Genomic DNA, 17,456 nt, shown 5'->3' with positions numbered 1-17,456 from the left:
GAGCGGCTGGGCGCGGGTGAAAGAGAGCGATGACGTCGGGGTAACGACCGCAGGGCAGGAGAGAACACCGGAGGCTGCTCTTGCGCAGACATCCGGCGCATTCCCGTGCCGGAGGCGATGCTGGGCGCCGGCGCAACCAGCACCGGCGGCATCGCGGCCGGCCGCGGAAGGCCTAGACGCGTCAAAGAGCAAATTTTTCGGACACGGCATGGTTGCCGTTGCTGCCTGACTTCTCCTGGCGGGCGCACCTACTACTTCTTGGAGTTCTGCGACCGGGCGCCGGTAACTTCCAGTCAGGCGGCAGGTCAACCTGCCGGCCGGCACCGTTTCCCGGTGCGGGCGGGACTTCTCTCACCGAAGCGGATGCCGGCTGCGGCATCCGCCTTTAAATTCTGTTTTACCTGAACACTCAGTTCCCACGTCACCGCCTGCCCGTGCCGAAGCCACCTTTGGGCGACTTCCTGCATGCCGGCGGCACCGTGCGTGCTGCTTTTTGCTGCCATTTGCCCGTCTGGCGCTTGGCGTAACGCGAATTGCGGGAGACGGGCGGGGTCGACGGCAACCCAAGTGTAGAATGCGAAAAATCGAATAAAACTCGAAGATCCATCGCTTACACAGGTCTTGCGCTGCCGGCCACGAGCCGGAACAGCGAGGAAATTATATTGAAAATGAATGAGTTACGCCATCAAATTGAAAAGGCTGCCGAAGCTGCGCCGGCCAGCCCACAGGTGGCGTATGTCACGATTGACGAAGGCTCCGAAGGCCAGCGCATCGACAACTTCCTGCTGAAGGTCGCCAAGGGGGTACCCAAGAGCCATATTTACCGGGTGCTGCGTTCGGGCGAGGTTCGGGTCAATAAGGGACGTATCGACGCCACTTATCGTCTCCAGTCGGGCGATGTGGTGCGGATCCCGCCGATGCGTGTGGCGAATACGGCGCAACCCGGCGCGGCTCCCGTGCCGGCCGGGGAATTCCCGGTGTTGTTCGAAGACGCGCACCTGCTGGTCATCAACAAACCGGCCGGCGTCGCCGTGCATGGCGGCTCCGGCGTCGCCTTCGGGGTGATCGAGCAGCTGCGCCGGTCGCGCCCGCAGGCCAAGTTCCTCGAACTGGTGCACCGGTTGGACCGCGAGACTTCCGGCATCCTGGTGCTGGCAAAGAAGCGCACGGCACTGGTCCACCTGCATGAGCAGATTCGCGGCAACACCATGGACAAGCGTTACTTCGCCTGCGTCGCCGGCGAATTTCTCAACGCTCGCCAGCACGTGAAGCTGGCGCTATATAAATACAGCACGCCGGACGGGGAGCGGCGGGTGCGGGTCCAGGCAGACGGGCTGGCCTCGCATACCGTGTTCAACCGGATCGAGGCCTTCCACGGCTTCACGCTGCTGGAGGCCGAACTGAAGACCGGCCGCACGCACCAGATCCGCGTCCACCTGGCACACTCGGGCTTTCCCATCGTCGGCGACGAAAAATACGGCGATTTCTCGCTGAACAAGTCGCTGGCGCGTTCCGGCGCCCGGCCGGGCATCAAACGCATGTTCCTGCACGCGCACCGGCTGGTGTTTATCCACCCGGCCACCGGCGAGCCGCTGTCCGTGGAGGCGCCCCTGCCCGACGACTGCGTCGGATTCCTGCAACAATTGCGCGAACTGCACGCCCCGGAGTAGGGTAGTGCCTCAAACGCCACAAGGACTTCCATGGCCAGGCAACAATTTGACCTGATCGTTTTCGACTGGGACGGGACGCTGATGGACTCGACCCCGACCATCGCCAAGTGCATCCAGCTTGCCAGCCGGGACCTGGGCCTGCCGGTGCCGGACGACAGCGCCGCCAGCCACGTCATCGGGCTGGGCCTGAAGGATGCGCTGTCATACGCGGTGCCGACGCTGGATCCCGCCGACTACCCGCGGCTGGCCGAGCGCTACCGCTACCATTTCCTGACCCGCGACGCCGATCTGGTGCTGTTCGACGGCGTGCGCGAAATGCTCGAGACGTTGCGCGCGGAACACTATTTTCTCGGCGTGGCCACCGGCAAGACCCGCGTCGGCTTGCAGCGCGCGCTCGCGGCCAGCGGCCTGACCGCGCTGTTCGACGCCACGCGCTGTGCCGACGAGACCTTCTCCAAGCCGCACCCGGCCATGCTGCACGAGCTGACGCGCGAGCTGGGCCAGGACGTGGAGCGCACGGTGATGATCGGCGACACCACCCATGACCTGCAGATGGCGGCCAACGCCGGTGCCAAGGGCCTGGGGGTCTGTTACGGGGCGCATCCGGCCGAGTCGCTGCGCGCCATGGCGCCGGTGCACTGCGCCAGTTCAATCAGCGACCTGACCGAGTGGCTGCTGGCCCATGCCTGAGGCCACCTCCGGCCACGCGCCGGTGCGGCTGTGCGACGCCGATGCATTGCAGGAGGGCGGACTTGGCGTGCGCTTCTCGGTGGCGCTCGACCGGCGCGAGATCGGCGCCTTTGTGGTGCGTTTCGACGGCGTTGCCCATGCCTACCTGAACCAGTGCGCGCACGTGCCGATGGAGCTGGACTGGCAGGAGGGCCGGTTCTTCGATGCCTCGGGCCTATACTTGATGTGCGCCACTCATGGCGCGGTGTACGCGCCGGATAGCGGCGAGTGCGTCGGCGGCCCTTGCCGCGGGGCCGCGCTGGCCAAGCTGCAGGTCGAAGAACGCGACGGCCAGGTCTACTGGCTGCCGCGGGCCCCGTACCGCGCGGCCGAGGCTTCCGGCGGCGCCTGAATGGATTTCCACGAGCGAGTTGCATGACAGAACAACAGAAACCGCCTTCGGACGACACCAACGAACCGGGGCAGCCGGACCCGCGCAAGCCCGCCGGAGAGGGCGGGCCGGCCCGCGTGCCCGAGTCCGAGTCGGAGCGCCTGGTGACCGCGCCGCGTGCCGATTTCCCGCTGGAAGACGAACTCCGCGCGGGCGATGATGCCGCGCGGCGCGAAGCGCGCGAGCGCAAGGCGCGCCTCGCCGGCGCCAGCGGCGGCGGACAGGTGGGCGGACAGGCGAGCGGAGGCTGGGAACGGGACGTGCTGGAAAAAGTGCTGACCGCCTCGCTGCGCGAGCAGCGCGCGGCGCGGCGCTGGCGCATCTTTTTCCGGCTGGTGACCCTGGGCCTGCTGGCGTTGATCCTGTTCGCGGTGTTCGACTTCAAGGGCGATGGCGCCATCAGCGCTTCAGGTCGCCACACCGCGATGGTCACGCTGGAGGGTGAAATCGCCGCCGGCACGCCGGCAAGCGCCGAAGCGATCAACGCCTCGCTGCAGGCGGCCTTTGCCGACAGCAATGCCGCCGGCGTGATCCTGAAGATCAATTCGCCCGGCGGCTCGCCCGTGCAGGCAGGCATCATCAACGACGAAATCCACCGGCTGCGCGGCCTCTACCCGTCCAAGCCGCTGTATGTGGTGGTCGAGGAAATCTGTGCTTCCGGCGGCTATTACGTGGCGGCGGCGGCGGACAAGATTTATGTCGACAAGGCCAGCATCGTTGGCTCGATCGGCGTGCTGATGGATGGCTTCGGCTTTACCGGGTTGATGGACAAGCTGGGCGTGGAGCGCCGGCTCTACACCTCGGGCGCCAACAAGGGCATGCTCGACCCGTTCTCGCCGCAGGTGCCGAAGCAGAAGGACTTTGCCGAAGCCATGCTCAAGCAGATCCACCAGCAGTTCATCGACGTGGTCAAGGAAGGCCGCGGCGACCGGCTCAAGGACGACCCGGAACTGTTCTCCGGCCTGTTCTGGTCGGGCGAGCGCAGCGTCGCGCTGGGGCTGGCCGACGGCCTGGGCAGCGCCGAATACGTGGCGCGCGACCTGTTCAAGGCCGAGGACATCGTCGACTACACGGTCAAGGAGAACATCGCCGAGCGCGTGGCCAAGCGCTTCGGCGCGGCCGTGGGCACCGCGGCGATGAAGACCATGCTGTGGAGCACCGGCATGCAGGGCATGCGCTGAAGCCTGGCGCGGCAGCGAGTGAACAAGGGGGGGCAAGCGCCCCCCTTGTCATTTCCGTCCAGTGTTTGCCCTAGAGGGCGAGCAGCGAGAAGATCGCCGGGCGCTTGTGCAGCGCGATCCGCTCGGGGCGCCAGTCCGACAGCGGCAGCGTGACGATGGTCTCGCCGGGCAGGGTCAGGTCCACCGCCACGGACAGCAGCGTGGTGCCGGCGCAATGTTGTCGCATGGCCTCCAGCAGCGCGCCGTTGCGGTACGGGGTTTCGATGAAGACCTGGGTCTGGCTGGCCTTGCGCGAGCGCTGTTCCAGTTCGCGCAGCCGCTGCGCGCGCTCGTTGGCATCGACTGGCAGGTAGCCGTTGAAGGCAAAGCTCTGGCCGTTCAGGCCCGAGCCCATCACCGCCAGCAGGATCGAACTGGGCCCCACCATCGGCCGCACGCGGATGCCGCGCGCATGCGCCAGCCGCACCAGGTCGGCGCCCGGGTCGGCCACCGCCGGCACGCCCGCTTCCGACAGCAGGCCGCCGTCGCGGCCGGCCTGCAGCGGTGCCAGCAGTGCCGCGAGGGCGTCGGCGCGCGTATTGACATTCAGTTCCTGGATGTCGATTTGCTGGATCGGGCGCGCCAGCGGCGTGGTTTCGCCCAGCTTTTTCAGGAAGGCGCGCGCGGTCTTGGCGTTCTCGGCGACGAGGTAGTCCAGCCCGGCCGCGACCTGCTGCACGCCCGCCGGGATCACGTCGGCCAGCGGGTCGGCTTCGTCGCGCTTGCCGAGGGTATTGGGGATCAGGTAGAGGGTGCCGCTCATCGTGGGTAGGTGCGGTGGATGCGGATCATGCGGAAAGGAGAGGGTAGCCGGCCTGGCGCAGCATGCCGGTCAGCGCGATCAGTGGCAGGCCGACCAGCGCGGTGGGATCGTCGGACTCGACCCGTGCCAGCAGCGCGATGCCGAGTCCCTCGGACTTGGCGCTGCCGGCCACGTCGTAGGGGCGCTCCAGCTGCAGGTAGGTCTCGATTTCGGCGTCGCTGAGGTCACGCATCGTCACGCGGGTTTGCACGTCGGCCAGCTGCGCGGCCCCCGTACGGGAATCCAGCAGGCACAGTGCCGAGTGAAAGGTCGCGGTGCGCCCGCGCATGCGGCGCAGCTGCGCCACGGCGTTGTCGTGCGTTCCCGGCTTGCCCATTTGGGCGCCGTCCAGCGTCAGCACCTGGTCGGAGCCGATCACCAGCGCGCCGGGGTGGCGCGCCGCGATGGCCTCGGCCTTGCGTTGCGACAGCCGCAGCGCCGTGGCCTCGGGGGCTTCGCCGGCCAGCGGGGTTTCGTCGATGTCCGGCACGGCGACTTCAAACGGAATGCGCAGCCGCTCCAGCAGTTCGCGGCGGTAGGGCGAGCCGGAGCCGAGGATCAGCCGCGGGCGTGGGTCTGGAAACATAAGTAATAGAATCGGAGCAGAAGCCGTGTGGCTTCGTAAGCAAGGCCTTTGACCTCGGAAAGGTTTACACCGTATAATCGCGCGTTTTGCCGCATCCGCACCCGGGCGCTGTGCCGCCAATGTGCGCGGCCCGCAGTCCGTCAGGCGAGGAATGTGGCGAACCCGTCATTGTATTGCGACAGGAGCCACGCACATGACCCAGCCGATCGACCTGCGCGCGCTTGACCTCTTCGCCATGTGCCGAAAGGGTGAAAGCCTGGCCGGCGACGTGGCGGTGCGGGATTTGCCGCGCATCTTAGCCGAGACCGCCGCGCAAGCGCCAGCCTCGGCACCCGATGAGACCTTCGCCTATACGGCCACCGGCTTCGTGCGCGAAGAGGCGGCCGAGCCCGGCGCCCCGGTGGCGCAGCGGCTGTTCCTCGACGTGACGGTGCAGGGCAGGATGTGGCTGGATTGCCAGCGCTGCCTGGCGCCCTATGCCCAGCCGATCGATACGGCGACACGTTTCGAGGTGGTGGCAAGCGAAGAGGCGGCCGACGCCGCGCCGATGGACGACGACGAAGTCGACGTGATCGCCGGCTCGAAGCGGTTCTCGCTGCTGGAACTGATAGAAGATGAAGTGCTGCTGGCGTTGCCGGTGGCACCCAAGCATGACGTCTGCCCGACGGTGCACGAAAGCCTCGTGACCGGATCGGACGGCGAGGCCCAGCCTGAAGCTGAGCCTGAGGAAGAAAAGCGGCCTTCGCCCTTCGCGGCGCTGGCCGGCCTGAAGACCCGGCACTGAAGCCGCAGCGCGCGGCCTGCTGGGTCTTGCAGGTGAATCTGAAGCATCCGGCCGGGCCCCGGCTACGCCTTGGGCGGGATGCGTGTGTTAATATTGAAAAATTCTCGAAGGAGTCATCATGGCTGTTCAACAGAACAAGAAGTCGCCGTCCAAGCGCGGCATGCACCGTTCGCACGACCACCTGTCGGCCGCGCCGCTGGCCGTCGAGCCGACCACCGGCGAAACCCACCTGCGCCACCACGTGAGCCCGAACGGCTACTACCGTGGTCGCAAGGTCATCAAGACCAAGAACGACTGATAGCTTCGCTAGGCGTGACGTTGCGTCTCGCTCGCGCATGCCTGTGGGTCGGACAATAATCGGTCAGACACAAAAAAGCGGCAAGATCGTTGCCGCTTTTTTGTTGGGCGCTCGGGATTCCCGCCGGGCGTGGCGTGCGCCGCCGCGCTATCCGTACCAGGAACAATGACGATCAAAATCGCTATCGACTGCATGGGCGGCGATCACGGAGTCTCCGTGACGGTGCCCGCGGCGATCAGTTTTCTTTCCCGCCACGACGATGCCGAGATGGTGCTGGTCGGCTTGCCCGACGCCATCCGGGCGCAGCTGAAGAAGCTGCACGCGCTGGACCATCCGCGCGTCAGCATCGTCGAGGCCACCGAGGTCATCACCATGGATGACCCGGTCGAGGTGGCACTGCGCAAGAAGCGCGACTCCTCGATGCGCGTTGCCGTCACCCAGGTCAAGGAAGGCCTGGCCGGCGCCTGCATCTCCGCCGGCAACACCGGCGCGCTGATGGCGGTATCGCGCTACGTGCTGAAGACGCTCGAAGGCATCGAGCGGCCGGCCATCGCCACCACCATTCCCAACGAGCAGGGCTGGGGCACCACGGTGCTGGACCTCGGCGCCAACGCCGACTGCGAGCCCGAGCACCTGCTGCAGTTCGCGCGCATGGCCGAGGCCATGGTGGCCGTCGTCGACCACAAGGAACACCCCACGGTGGGCCTGCTGAACATCGGCGAGGAGGTCATCAAGGGCAATGAGGTGGTCAAGCGCGCCGGCGAACTGCTGCGTGCCTCGGAGCTGAATTTCTACGGCAACGTGGAAGGCAACGACATCTTCAAGGGCACCACCGACATCGTGGTCTGCGACGGCTTCGTCGGGAATGTGGCGCTCAAGAGCACCGAGGGCCTGGCCAAGATGATCGGCAGCATGATCAAGGAAGAATTCACCCGCTCGTGGTTCACCAAGCTGCTGGCCGCGGTCGCCATGCCGGTGCTGTCGCGCCTGGCCAAGCGGCTCGACCCGGCGCGCTACAACGGCGCGTCGCTGCTGGGCCTGCGCGGGCTGGTGATCAAGAGCCACGGCTCGGCCGATGCCCATTCTTTTGAGTGGGCCATCAAACGCGGGTATGATGCCGCCAAGAATGGCGTGATCGCCCGCATCACCCGGGCCTTTGCCGATAAATCCAGCGCCGCAGGCGGTGCCCAGCCCGCCCCGGAGACAGAGGCGCCTGGCGCGCATCCCAGCACCCACGTCGCCTGAACGCCACGCGCGCCGGTCGAGCGTGCCGGCGGGCCATACGATCCGACAATACATGACCAAGTACGCAAAAATCATCGGTACCGGGAGCTACCTGCCTCCGCGGCGCGTGACCAACCATGAGCTGGCCACGCAGCTTGCCGAGAAAGGTATCGAGACCAGCGACGAGTGGATCGTCTCGCGCAGCGGCATCTCGGCGCGCCACTGGGCCGAGCCCGATGTGACCAGCAGCACGCTGGCGGTCAAGGCCGCCGAGCAGGCCATCGAGGCCGCCGGCATCGACCGCCAGGACATCGACCTGATCATCGTCGCCACCTCGACGCCGGACTTCGTATTCCCCAGCACGGCCTGCATCGTGCAGGAAAAGCTGGGCATCACCAACCACTGCCCGGCTTTCGACCTGCAGGCGGTGTGTTCCGGCTTTGTGTACGCGCTGGCCACCGCCGACAAGTTCATCCGCAGCGGCTCGCACCGCAATGTGCTGGTGATCGGCACCGAAGTGTTCTCGCGCATCCTCGACTTCAACGACCGCACTACCTGCGTGCTGTTCGGCGACGGTGCCGGCGCGGTGGTGCTGTCGGCGTCCGACGAGCCGGGCATCCTGTCCAGCGCCATGCATTCGGACGGCAGCCATGTCGACATCCTGTGCGTGCCGGGCAACGTCGCCGGCGGCAACATCACCGGCAACCCGTTCCTGCACATGGACGGCCAGGCGGTGTTCAAGCTCGCCGTCAACGTGCTCGACAAGGTGGCGCGCGAAGCCATGGAGGCCGCAAGCGTGGCGCCCGACCAGGTCGACTGGCTGATTCCGCACCAGGCCAATATCCGCATCATGCAGGGCACGGCGAAGAAGCTCGGCCTGCCGGCCGAGCGCATGGTCGCGACCGTGCACGAGCACGGCAACACCTCGGCCGCCTCGATCCCGCTGGCGCTGGACGTCGCCGTGCGCGACGGCCGCATCCGCCCGGGCCACACCGTGCTGATGGAAGGCGTGGGCGGCGGCTTCACCTGGGGCGCGGTGCTGCTGCGCATGTAATACGCGGCCGGTGCCCGGGCGTGCCACGCAGGCACGCCTGCCGCGGCGCCGGCTCCCGATTTCTTGTTAGGGTTTCCATCCGATGAAATTCGCTTTCGTATTTCCCGGCCAGGGGTCGCAGTCGGTCGGCATGCTCAATGCCTTCGCCGACAACGCCGTGGTGCGCGCCACCGTGGCAGAAGCCTCGGCCGCGCTCGGCCAGGATCTCGGCCGCCTGATCGCCGAAGGCCCTGCCGAAGAACTGAACCTGACCACCAATACGCAGCCGGTGATGCTGACCGCCGCCGTGGCTGTCTACCGGGCCTGGCTCGATGCCGGCGGCCCGGCGCCCGCACTGGTGGCTGGCCACAGCCTGGGCGAATACTCCGCGCTGGTCGCCGCGGGCGTGATTCCGTTTGCCGAGGCGGTGCCGCTGGTGCGTTTCCGCGCGCAAGCCATGCAGGAAGCCGTGCCGGTGGGCGAGGGCGGCATGGCCGCGATCCTCGGCCTGTCCGATGACGACGTGCGCGCTGCGTGCGCCGAAGCATCGGCCGCCGGCGTGGTCGAAGCCGTCAACTTCAACGCGCCGTCGCAGGTGGTGATCGCCGGCCACAAGGGCGCGGTCGAGAAGGCCTGCGAAATCGCCAAGGCCAAGGGCGCCAAGCGCGCGCTGCCGCTGCCGGTGTCGGCGCCGTTCCACTCGTCGCTGCTCAAGCCGGCCTCCGACCGCCTGCGCGAGCGCATGGCCGGCCTGGCTTTTTCGACTCCGTCGATTCCGCTGGTGAACAACGTCGACGTCGCCATCGCCAACGATCCGGAGGCGATCAAGGATGCGCTGGTGCGCCAGGCCGCCGCGCCGGTGCGCTGGGTCGAGTGCGTGCAGAAGATGGCCGCCGAAGGCATCACCCACGTGATCGAATGCGGTCCGGGCAAGGTGCTGGCCGGCATGACCAAGCGCATCGACGGCAACCTGAGCGGTGGCGCGATCTTCGATCCGGCCTCGCTGCAGGACACACTGGCACTGCTGAAGTAAGCAACAGGACATCCGCATGACCAAACTACTCGACAACCAGGTTGCGCTGGTCACCGGCGCCTCGCGCGGCATCGGCCGCGCCATCGCGCTGGAACTGGCCCGGCAGGGCGCCACCGTGATCGGCACCGCCACCAGCGAAGCCGGCGCGGCCGGCATCACCGACTACCTCGGCGCCGAAGGCCTGAAGGGCAAGGGCGCCGTGCTCAACGTCAACGACGCCGCTGCCTGCGACGCGCTCATCGACGACATCGTCAAGAGCCACGGCAGCATCGGCGTGCTGGTCAACAACGCCGGCATCACGCAGGACCAGCTGGCGATGCGGATGAAGGACGAGGACTGGCTGGCCGTGATCCAGACCAACCTGACCTCGGTGTTCCGCCTGTCGCGCGCGGTGCTGCGCCCGATGATGAAGGCGCGCCAGGGCCGCATCATCAACATCACCTCGGTGGTGGGCTCGGTCGGCAATCCCGGCCAGATGAACTACTCCGCGGCCAAGGCCGGCGTGGCCGGCATGACCCGCTCGCTGGCCGCCGAGATCGGCAGCCGCAACGTGACCGTCAACTGCGTCGCGCCGGGCTTTATCGATACCGACATGACCAAGGCGCTGTCCGAAGAGCAGCATGCTTCGCTCAAGACGCAGATCCCGCTGGGCCGCCTCGGGCAGCCCGAGGATATCGCCAATGCGGTCGCCTTCCTGGCCGGTCCGCAAGCCGCCTACATCACCGGCACCACCCTGCATGTGAACGGCGGGATGTACATGAATTAATGGTTTTCCGGCGTGGTTTTTCGGCCAAGAAGGCCGAAGAAGCTGCCGGAAGTCGTAGTTTTCCGAACCAATCGGGCGCGATTCTTGCAAAGCTTGGCAGGCAGCATTTCTGTTGTCCCAAACCTGCTAAAATGCGCCCACTTTTTGTCGAACTTCCCTGGAGGGTTACATGGACAATATCGAACAACGCGTCAAGAAAATCGTGGCAGAGCAGCTTGGCGTGGCCGAGGCAGACATCAAGAACGAATCCTCGTTCGTGAACGATCTCGGTGCGGACTCGCTGGACACGGTTGAACTCGTGATGGCGTTGGAAGATGAATTCGGCATGGAAATTCCTGATGAGGAAGCCGAAAAGATCACGACCGTGCAACAGGCTATCGACTACGCCACCGCGCACGTCAAGGCCTAAGCCCGTCGTCTCTGCATTCCGAGCCACAGAAGGCAGGTGGGCGGGCCGTCGCGGCCGCGCCTTGCTGTTTTCTGTGGCTTTCGTCTGTTCGAAGAAGCAGAATGGAATGAGCTTCGCCGCGCGGCCAGCTGGGCCGGCGGCGGGCAACTCCGCGTTCCGTTCCCGTTTCACGCACCCGTAGGAAAACATAGTGAGCCGTCGTCGCGTCGTCGTCACTGGGCTTGGCCTTGTGTCTCCGGTCGGAAACACGGTTGCCGAAGGCTGGGCCAACCTGGTAGCCGGCAAGTCCGGCATCGCCACCATCACCAAATTCGATCACTCCGCGCTGTCCGTGCACTTCGCCGGCGAGGTGAAGGGTTTCAATGCCGAGGACTACATCCCGGCCAAGGAAGCCCGCAACATGGATACGTTTATCCATTTCGGCATCGCGGCCGGGACGCAGGCGCTGAAGGACAGCGGCCTGGAAGTGACCGAAGCCAATGCCGAGCGCATCGGCGTGCTGGTCGGCTCGGGCATCGGCGGCCTGCCGATGATCGAGGATACCCATGCCGTGCTGAGCGAGCGCGGTCCGCGCCGGATTTCGCCGTTCTTCGTGCCCGGCTCGATCATCAACATGATCGCCGGCCACCTGTCGATCATCCACGGCATCAAGGGCCCGAACCTGGCCGCCGTGACGGCATGCACGACCGGCCTGCACAGCATCGGCCTGGCCGCCCGCCTGATCCAGGCCGGCGATGCCGACGCCATGCTGGCGGGCGGCGCCGAATCGACCGTGTCGCCGCTGGGCATCGGTGGCTTCGCTGCCGCGCGCGCGCTGTCGACGCGCAACGACGATCCGGCAGCGGCCTCGCGTCCGTGGGACAAGGACCGCGACGGCTTCGTGCTGGGCGAGGGCGCCGGCGTGATGATGCTGGAAGAGTACGAATCGGCCAAGGCGCGCGGCGCCCGCATCTATGCCGAGCTGATCGGCTTCGGCATGAGCGGCGACGCCTACCACATGACCGCACCGAACATGGACGGCCCGCGCCGCTGCATGGTCAATGCGCTCAAGGATGCCGGCATCAACACCGACCAGGTGCACTACCTGAACGCACACGGCACCTCCACGCCGCTGGGCGACAAGAACGAGTCCGATGCGATCAAGGCGGCGTTCGGCGAGCAGGCCTACAAGATGGTGGTGAACTCTACCAAGTCGATGACCGGCCACCTGCTGGGCGGCGCCGGTGGTCTGGAATCGGTCTTCACCGTGCTGGCGCTGCACCACCAGGTCTCGCCGCCGACGATCAACATCGACAACCAGGATCCCGAGTGCGACCTGGACTACGTGGCCAACACGGCGCGTGAGATGAAGATCGACGTGGCGGTGAAGAACAACTTCGGTTTCGGCGGCACCAACGGCACGCTTGTTTTCCGCCGCGCCTGATCCGTGGTTGAGGCGGGCCCTTAAGGGGTTCCATAAGGGGCTGCGCCATGGCAGGGTCCACCCGCTTGGGTGGGCCCTGTTCGTGTTTTGTGCCGGCGAATTGCTGGCGCTCGCGCTGCTGGCGCGGACGCTGGCCGACGCCATCGCCGGCAGCCAGGCCGGATTCCTGTGGTGGCACCTCGCCGCGGGCATGGGCCTCGCGCTGGCCGCCGTGGCGACACTGCGCGGGTGGCCGGAATGGTGGCGCGGCCTGCGCTGGACCTGTACTGCCGTGCAGGACGCCGACGCCGAAGGACCCCTGCGACTCTGGCTGGAAGCACCGGGGGGTGCGCGGCGCGAAGCCGTCGTGCAGCAGTGCTGGCAAGTCGGAGGCGCCACGGTGGTGTGCCTTGCTCCCGGCGGCCCGGCCATGCCCGGCGTCATTCTTCTCCCCTGGCAGGCAGCCGGCCCCGAGCTGGCGCGCTGGCTGCGACGGTCCGCGCGAGTTGCACTGCGGGTGCAACCTGATGCCCGGACAGGGAACGATTTTGTTAGCTTGCGGTCACAGGATGCGCGTTGCTTCACCGGGCGGGCTGAGAATCGTAGGTAAAATACAACGTTTGTCGTGACGACCAAACCAAGAGATACACTGCAGGTGAGCCATACGTGAGCGAACGCGAAGCCGATCAGCTCCTAGTTGAACGCGTCCAGCAGGGCGACAAGCGGGCCTTTGAACTTCTGGTGACCAAATACCATCGGAAGATCATTCGCCTGATTTCGCGCCTGGTCAGGGATCCCGCTGAAGTCGAGGATGTGGCGCAGGATGCCTTCATCAAGGCATACCGCGCCTTGCCCCAGTTCCGCGGGGAATCGGCCTTCTACACGTGGTTGTACCGGATCGCCGTCAACACCGCCAAGAACTACCTGGCCACCCAGGGCCGCCGCCCGGAAGCGTCCAGCGATATCGATGCGGAAGAGGCTGAAACTTTTGCGGACGGTGAACAACTAAGGGATATCAATACGCCGGAGTCGATGCTCCACACGCGGCAGGTCGCCGAGACGGTGAACCGCGCAATGGAAGCACTTCCGGAAGAATTGCGGACCGCCATCACGCTGCGCGAGATCGAGGGCCTCAGCTACGAGGAAATCGCCGAAGCGATGGGATGCCCGATCGGCACGGTGCGCTCCCGTATCTTCCGCGCGCGCGAGGCGATTGCCGAGCGCTTGCGCCCGCTGCTGGGAACGGCAGAGGGCAAGCGGTGGTAAGTGGCGGTCCAGGTGGTAGAGAAGAATGTCGTGCGGCCAGCGTTGCAGCCTATTCCTGCATCGATAAGCGACAGCAGTAACGGGATTATCGGTGTTCAATGGAATGTCTTGGGGTGGGAAATGGGTCAGGCTCATAAGCAGTCGGTTCATGTAGTGGAAGCAGCGGAGCAGATCTCCGTATTGATGGATGGCGAACTGGCGCCGCACGAAGTCGATGCCGTGCTGGATCTCGCGAAGAGCGAGGCCGGCCTTTCCGACTGGAGCACATACCAGTTGATCGGCGACGCGCTCCGGTCCGAAGACCTGACGCAGGCTGGCCCCACCGCCGATTTCCTCTCGCGTTTCTCCGCGCGCCTGGAAGCCGAGCCGCACGTGCTGGTGCCGGCGGTGGCGCAGGCCAGCGCCCGCCATCGTCTGCTGGTCAGGCCGTCGTGGGTGCGCCGCGTGATGCCGGGCACCGCGATCGCCGCCGCCGTGGCCGCGGTCAGCTGGGTAGTGGTGCCGCAGATGCGCGGCCCGGCGACGGTCGGAACGCCTGACGCCGTGGTAGCCCGTGTCGAGCAGCCGGCCACCGGCCAGGCCGCCGGCATCGTGACGGTCGCCGGCGACGCGCCGCAAATGATCCGCGACCCGCGCCTGGACGAATACCTGCGTGCGCATCGCACTTCAGTGGCAACGGATGCTTTCGTGCCGACCATGCGCACGGTTGCCAACGGTGCAAACTTCACTCAGGAAAATACGCAGGAATAATGCCGGACATGCACAAAGGAGGTTCGTCCGCCCATGTAGCGGGCGCGCAGAGAATTAGGGCCCTGCGTAGGTCCTTTTTTCTGGCCTTGTGTCTGAGCGCTGCCGCGGCCACCGCGCAGCCCGCGGACAGTACGCTGAACCGACGCGACGCCACTGCCTGGCTCAACAAGATCCATAAAGCCGCACAGCGCGAGAACTATGTCGGCACGCTGATCTATCAGCGCGGCAGCGTCATGCACGCCTCGCGCATCCAGCATTACAGCGATCTCGTCCACAACGAATACGAGCGGCTGGAAACCCTCGACGGCAAGCCGCGCGAAGTGCTGCGGCAGAACGACGTGGTCCATAGCCTGATCCCCGAAGCCAAGCTGGTGGTGGTGGAAAAGCAGGAAGCCAAGGACCGCTTCCCGGCGCTGCTCGCCACCAACAAGAACGATGTGCTGGACCTGTACGACATGCGCAAGATGCCCGCCGAGCGCGTGGCCGGCATGGAGTGCGAGGTCTTTGCGCTGGAACCGCACGATGCCGCGCGCTATGCGGTGCGCCTGTGGGCGGAGAAGAACTCCGGCCTGCTGATGCGCGCGCAGACCATCGGCGACGGCGGCAAGGTGCTCGAGCAGGTGGCGTTCTCGCAGGTGCAGATCGGCGTCCCGTCAGAGAAGCAGCGCATCCTTGGCGCGATCAAGAATTCCAGCAACTGGAATCACTATGAGGTGACCTACCAGCCGACCAGCATCGCCGACGAGGGTTGGACGATCGCGGTGCCGCTCAAGGGGTTCCACAAGATCCGCGAGGTTCGCCGCCCGCTGGGCGAACTGCGCGCGCCGACCCCGGGCAATGCCCGCGGGCAGGTGTTCGAAGTGCTGCAGGTGGTCTACAGCGACGGGCTGACCGGCCTGTCGGTCTTCATTGAGCCGGTTTCCGAGCAACGCGCGCGCCGCGAAGGCGTGGCCGCGCTCGGCGCAACCCAGGTCGTGGTGCGCCGGGTTGCCGATTTCTGGATCACCGTGGTGGGCGAGGTGCCGGCGAGCACCGTGCGCCAGTTTGCGACGGCCGTAGAGTACCGTCCGCCCAAGACGGTACACTGAGCGTGAGCCGGTGCAGCCGGCGCCCGGATTCCGTCCGGGGCCGGCTCTATGAAACCAGCGCAGGGGTCCCCCGCCACGGGATCACATCCAGTCGGTTTTTCTTCTTTTCGCTGAATCCCGGGAGTTGTCGATGATGTTCAGATCTCCAGCCCTGGCGCGGGCCGTGGTCATGGCTGCCATGATGCTGCTCGGCCCGACCGTTGCCGAAGTCAGCCACGCCCAGGCCGCTGCTTCCAATTACAACCTGCCCGACTTCACCGACCTGGTGGAGAAGGCCAGCCCGGCCGTGGTCAATATCCGCACCACCGAACTGGTGCGCCAGCGCGGCGTGCCGGGTGGCGACGACGAGATGGCCGAGTTCTTCCGCCGCTTCTTCGGCGTGCCGATGCCCGGCGCCCCGGCACCCGGCACCCCGCCGCGCCGCGGCCAGCCGCCGCAGCAGGAAGAGCAGAGCCGCGGCGTGGGCTCGGGCTTCATCATCAGCCAGGATGGCTATGTGATGACCAACGCGCACGTGGTCGCCGACGCCGAAACCATCTACGTGACGCTGCCGGACAAGCGCGAATTCAAGGCCAAGCTGATCGGCTCCGACAAGCGCACCGACGTGGCGCTGCTCAAGGTCGAGGCCAGCGGGCTGCCGCGCCTGCCGCTGGGCGATTCCAACAAGGTCCGCGCCGGCGAGTGGGTGCTGGCGATCGGCTCGCCGTTCGGGCTGGACAACAGCGTGACCGCCGGCATCGTCTCGGCCAAGGGCCGTGACACCGGCGACTACCTGCCGTTCATCCAGACCGACGTGGCGGTCAATCCCGGCAATTCCGGCGGTCCGCTGATCAACCTGCGCGGCGAAGTGATCGGCATCAACTCGCAGATCTACAGCCGCAGCGGCGGCTACATGGGGATCTCGTTCGCGATCCCGATCGACGAGGCCATGCGGGTGTCGGAGCAGCTCAAGTCCTCCGGGCGCGTGACGCGCGGCCGCATTGCCGTGGCGATCGGCGATGTCACCAAGGAAGTCGCCGATTCGCTGGGGCTGGGCCGTGCGCGCGGCGCGCTGGTCGGCAGCGTCGAGCCGGGCGGTCCTGCCGAAAAGGCCGGCATCGAGGCGGGCGACATCATCCTGAAGTTCAACGGCCGCGATATCGAGCGCGCCTCGGACCTGCCGCGCATGGTCGGCGAGACCAAGCCTGGCACGCGCGTGCCGCTGCAGCTGTGGCGCAAAGGCGCGACCCGCGAGGTCAGCATCACCGTGACCGAGCTGGAGCCGGATGGCAAGGCCCGAGCCCGCAGCGGGGCGACGCCGAAGGACGACAGCGCGCCGCAGGCCGGCAAGCCCAACGCGCTGGGCCTGGTGGTCAGCGACCTGTCCGAGACGCGCCTGAAAGAGCTCAAGCTCAAGTCCGGCGTCGAAGTCGAAGTGGCCGACGGCCCGGCGTTGCGTGCCGGCATCCGTCCGGGCGACATCATCCTGCGCCTGGGCGACACCGATGTGACCAACGCGCGCCAGTTCAACGAACTGGTGCGTGGCCTGGACAAGAGCCGGATCGCCGCGGTGTTCGTGCGGCGCGGCGACGCCACCCAGGTGCTGACGCTGCGACCGGGCGCCGCCTCGGCGCGTTGATCCGCGATGGCTGCCACGCCCGCGCTGACGCTGTACGGCCGGGCGTACTGCCATCTTTGCGAAGACATGAAAGTCGCGCTGGAGCCGCTCCGGCGCGATTTTTCTTTCATCCTGCATGAAGTCGATGTCGATGCCGATGCCGCGCTGGAGGCGCGCTTTGGCGAGCTGGTACCGGTGCTGATGCCTGGCACGCCGGCGGACTTGCGCTCAGACGCGTCGGCGAATGCCGCGCCCCTTTGTCACTATTTCCTTGACGAGACGGCGACAAGGGTATGGCTTGCCTCACATGGCGCAGCGCGCACCGAGCGCTGAACGCCGCCGGCATCCGCGCCACGTCACCATTTGGCGACCCGGAAGTCATTGAAAATCCGGTAAAATTGCGGATTG

Annotated in this window: 20 protein-coding genes; 18 read left to right on the top strand and 2 right to left on the bottom strand. The window is 66.4% G+C overall.

Features of this window, described 5'->3' with window-relative positions; genetic code table 11:
* Nucleotides 1-668: 668 nt before the first annotated feature.
* Genes ACEI37_RS21675 through ACEI37_RS21660 form a run of 4 tightly spaced genes read left to right on the top strand, consistent with a single transcriptional unit; the run spans nt 669 to nt 3,971 of the window.
* Nucleotides 669-1,670 (top strand): RluA family pseudouridine synthase, encoded by a 1,002-nt coding sequence (locus ACEI37_RS21675; RefSeq protein WP_373378100.1) that lies wholly within the window; start codon nt 669-671, stop codon nt 1,668-1,670.
* A 30-nt stretch (nt 1,671-1,700) separates the two neighbouring features.
* Nucleotides 1,701-2,360, top strand: coding sequence for an HAD-IA family hydrolase (locus ACEI37_RS21670; protein WP_373378099.1), 660 nt, complete (start codon nt 1,701-1,703; stop codon nt 2,358-2,360).
* Complete coding sequence (locus tag ACEI37_RS21665) at nt 2,353-2,751, top strand: Rieske (2Fe-2S) protein (protein WP_373378098.1); 399 nt, start codon at nt 2,353-2,355, stop codon at nt 2,749-2,751. The genes ACEI37_RS21670 and ACEI37_RS21665 overlap by 8 nt, the downstream gene beginning before the upstream one ends.
* 23 nt (nt 2,752-2,774) lie before the next feature.
* A complete protein-coding gene (locus ACEI37_RS21660; RefSeq protein ID WP_373378097.1) occupies nt 2,775-3,971 on the top strand; it encodes a S49 family peptidase in 1,197 nt (398 codons plus the stop codon).
* A gap of 70 nt (nt 3,972-4,041) precedes the next feature.
* Here the strand turns inward: ACEI37_RS21660 and ACEI37_RS21655 are convergent, their stop codons facing one another.
* Nucleotides 4,042-4,773: an SAM-dependent methyltransferase gene (locus ACEI37_RS21655; protein WP_373378096.1), complete on the bottom strand. Its 732-nt coding sequence runs from the start codon at nt 4,771-4,773 to the stop codon at nt 4,042-4,044.
* A gap of 25 nt (nt 4,774-4,798) precedes the next feature.
* A complete protein-coding gene (locus ACEI37_RS21650; protein ID WP_373378095.1) occupies nt 4,799-5,398 on the bottom strand; it encodes a Maf-like protein in 600 nt (199 codons plus the stop codon).
* Between the two features lie 193 nt (nt 5,399-5,591).
* On the opposite strand from ACEI37_RS21650, the gene ACEI37_RS21645 reads away from it, so the two are divergent.
* The 14 genes from ACEI37_RS21645 to ACEI37_RS21580 all read left to right on the top strand — a co-directional run bounded on the left by ACEI37_RS21645 (nt 5,592) and on the right by ACEI37_RS21580 (nt 17,381).
* Nucleotides 5,592-6,182, top strand: a complete 591-nt coding sequence (locus ACEI37_RS21645) for a DUF177 domain-containing protein (protein ID WP_373378094.1) — start codon at nt 5,592-5,594, stop codon at nt 6,180-6,182.
* A 118-nt stretch (nt 6,183-6,300) separates the two neighbouring features.
* Nucleotides 6,301-6,480, top strand: coding sequence for a 50S ribosomal protein L32 (gene rpmF, locus ACEI37_RS21640; protein WP_010814675.1), 180 nt, complete (start codon nt 6,301-6,303; stop codon nt 6,478-6,480).
* A 165-nt stretch (nt 6,481-6,645) separates the two neighbouring features.
* Entirely contained in the window at nt 6,646-7,725 is a 1,080-nt protein-coding gene (plsX, locus tag ACEI37_RS21635; RefSeq protein ID WP_373378093.1) for a phosphate acyltransferase PlsX, read from the top strand.
* Nucleotides 7,726-7,777: 52 nt separating this feature from the next.
* Nucleotides 7,778-8,758 carry a beta-ketoacyl-ACP synthase III gene (locus tag ACEI37_RS21630; protein WP_373378092.1) on the top strand — a complete coding sequence of 327 codons (981 nt, stop codon included), beginning with the start codon at nt 7,778-7,780 and terminating at the stop codon, nt 8,756-8,758.
* Nucleotides 8,759-8,840: 82 nt separating this feature from the next.
* Complete coding sequence (fabD, locus tag ACEI37_RS21625) at nt 8,841-9,770, top strand: ACP S-malonyltransferase (protein WP_373378091.1); 930 nt, start codon at nt 8,841-8,843, stop codon at nt 9,768-9,770.
* 16 nt (nt 9,771-9,786) lie between these two features.
* Nucleotides 9,787-10,536, top strand: coding sequence for a 3-oxoacyl-ACP reductase FabG (fabG, locus tag ACEI37_RS21620; RefSeq protein WP_373378090.1), 750 nt, complete (start codon nt 9,787-9,789; stop codon nt 10,534-10,536).
* A 169-nt stretch (nt 10,537-10,705) separates the two neighbouring features.
* A complete protein-coding gene (acpP, locus tag ACEI37_RS21615; RefSeq protein WP_008644813.1) occupies nt 10,706-10,945 on the top strand; it encodes an acyl carrier protein in 240 nt (79 codons plus the stop codon).
* Nucleotides 10,946-11,135: 190 nt separating this feature from the next.
* Nucleotides 11,136-12,368 (top strand): beta-ketoacyl-ACP synthase II, encoded by a 1,233-nt coding sequence (gene fabF / locus ACEI37_RS21610; protein WP_373378089.1) that lies wholly within the window; start codon nt 11,136-11,138, stop codon nt 12,366-12,368.
* The gene (locus ACEI37_RS21605) at nt 12,349-12,957 is read left to right on the top strand and encodes a hypothetical protein (RefSeq protein WP_373378088.1); all 609 of its coding nucleotides are present in this window, start codon (nt 12,349-12,351) and stop codon (nt 12,955-12,957) included. Before fabF ends, ACEI37_RS21605 begins: the two co-directional genes overlap by 20 nt.
* Before the next feature lie 56 nt (nt 12,958-13,013).
* Nucleotides 13,014-13,613 carry an RNA polymerase sigma factor RpoE gene (gene rpoE, locus ACEI37_RS21600; RefSeq protein ID WP_012353313.1) on the top strand — a complete coding sequence of 200 codons (600 nt, stop codon included), beginning with the start codon at nt 13,014-13,016 and terminating at the stop codon, nt 13,611-13,613.
* Nucleotides 13,614-13,733: 120 nt separating this feature from the next.
* Entirely contained in the window at nt 13,734-14,363 is a 630-nt protein-coding gene (locus tag ACEI37_RS21595; protein WP_373380296.1) for a sigma-E factor negative regulatory protein, read from the top strand.
* Between the two features lie 8 nt (nt 14,364-14,371).
* On the top strand, nt 14,372-15,451 hold the full coding sequence (locus ACEI37_RS21590; RefSeq protein WP_373378087.1) for a MucB/RseB C-terminal domain-containing protein: 1,080 nt from the start codon (nt 14,372-14,374) through the stop codon (nt 15,449-15,451).
* Between the two features lie 130 nt (nt 15,452-15,581).
* Nucleotides 15,582-17,069: a DegQ family serine endoprotease gene (locus tag ACEI37_RS21585; RefSeq protein ID WP_373378086.1), complete on the top strand. Its 1,488-nt coding sequence runs from the start codon at nt 15,582-15,584 to the stop codon at nt 17,067-17,069.
* Between the two features lie 6 nt (nt 17,070-17,075).
* Nucleotides 17,076-17,381, top strand: coding sequence for a glutaredoxin family protein (locus ACEI37_RS21580; RefSeq protein WP_373378085.1), 306 nt, complete (start codon nt 17,076-17,078; stop codon nt 17,379-17,381).
* Nucleotides 17,382-17,456 lie beyond the last annotated feature (75 nt).

It is taken from the genome of Cupriavidus nantongensis (assembly GCF_041726985.1).
Taxonomy (GTDB): Bacteria; Pseudomonadota; Gammaproteobacteria; order Burkholderiales; family Burkholderiaceae; genus Cupriavidus; species Cupriavidus nantongensis_A.
Note: the sequence above shows the minus strand (reverse complement) of the source record. Positions and strands in the feature narration are given on the sequence as shown.

Excerpts from the sequence above, each read along its gene's own strand:
- acpP (WP_008644813.1), top strand. The coding sequence starts at position 10,706 with ATGGACAATATCGAACAACGCGTCAAGAAAATCGTGGCAGAGCAGCTT.
- ACEI37_RS21670 (WP_373378099.1), top strand. The coding sequence starts at position 1,701 with ATGGCCAGGCAACAATTTGACCTGATCGTTTTCGACTGGGACGGGACG.
- ACEI37_RS21595 (WP_373380296.1), top strand. The coding sequence starts at position 13,734 with ATGGGTCAGGCTCATAAGCAGTCGGTTCATGTAGTGGAAGCAGCGGAG.
- ACEI37_RS21585 (WP_373378086.1), top strand. The coding sequence starts at position 15,582 with ATGATGTTCAGATCTCCAGCCCTGGCGCGGGCCGTGGTCATGGCTGCC.
- fabG (WP_373378090.1), top strand. The coding sequence starts at position 9,787 with ATGACCAAACTACTCGACAACCAGGTTGCGCTGGTCACCGGCGCCTCG.
- ACEI37_RS21580 (WP_373378085.1), top strand. The coding sequence starts at position 17,076 with ATGGCTGCCACGCCCGCGCTGACGCTGTACGGCCGGGCGTACTGCCAT.
- ACEI37_RS21650 (WP_373378095.1), bottom strand. The coding sequence starts at position 5,398 with ATGTTTCCAGACCCACGCCCGCGGCTGATCCTCGGCTCCGGCTCGCCC.
- ACEI37_RS21660 (WP_373378097.1), top strand. The coding sequence starts at position 2,775 with ATGACAGAACAACAGAAACCGCCTTCGGACGACACCAACGAACCGGGG.
- rpmF (WP_010814675.1), top strand. The coding sequence starts at position 6,301 with ATGGCTGTTCAACAGAACAAGAAGTCGCCGTCCAAGCGCGGCATGCAC.
- ACEI37_RS21675 (WP_373378100.1), top strand. The coding sequence starts at position 669 with ATGAATGAGTTACGCCATCAAATTGAAAAGGCTGCCGAAGCTGCGCCG.
- ACEI37_RS21590 (WP_373378087.1), top strand. The coding sequence starts at position 14,372 with ATGCACAAAGGAGGTTCGTCCGCCCATGTAGCGGGCGCGCAGAGAATT.
- fabD (WP_373378091.1), top strand. The coding sequence starts at position 8,841 with ATGAAATTCGCTTTCGTATTTCCCGGCCAGGGGTCGCAGTCGGTCGGC.
- plsX (WP_373378093.1), top strand. The coding sequence starts at position 6,646 with ATGACGATCAAAATCGCTATCGACTGCATGGGCGGCGATCACGGAGTC.
- ACEI37_RS21665 (WP_373378098.1), top strand. The coding sequence starts at position 2,353 with ATGCCTGAGGCCACCTCCGGCCACGCGCCGGTGCGGCTGTGCGACGCC.
- ACEI37_RS21630 (WP_373378092.1), top strand. The coding sequence starts at position 7,778 with ATGACCAAGTACGCAAAAATCATCGGTACCGGGAGCTACCTGCCTCCG.
- ACEI37_RS21655 (WP_373378096.1), bottom strand. The coding sequence starts at position 4,773 with ATGAGCGGCACCCTCTACCTGATCCCCAATACCCTCGGCAAGCGCGAC.
- ACEI37_RS21645 (WP_373378094.1), top strand. The coding sequence starts at position 5,592 with ATGACCCAGCCGATCGACCTGCGCGCGCTTGACCTCTTCGCCATGTGC.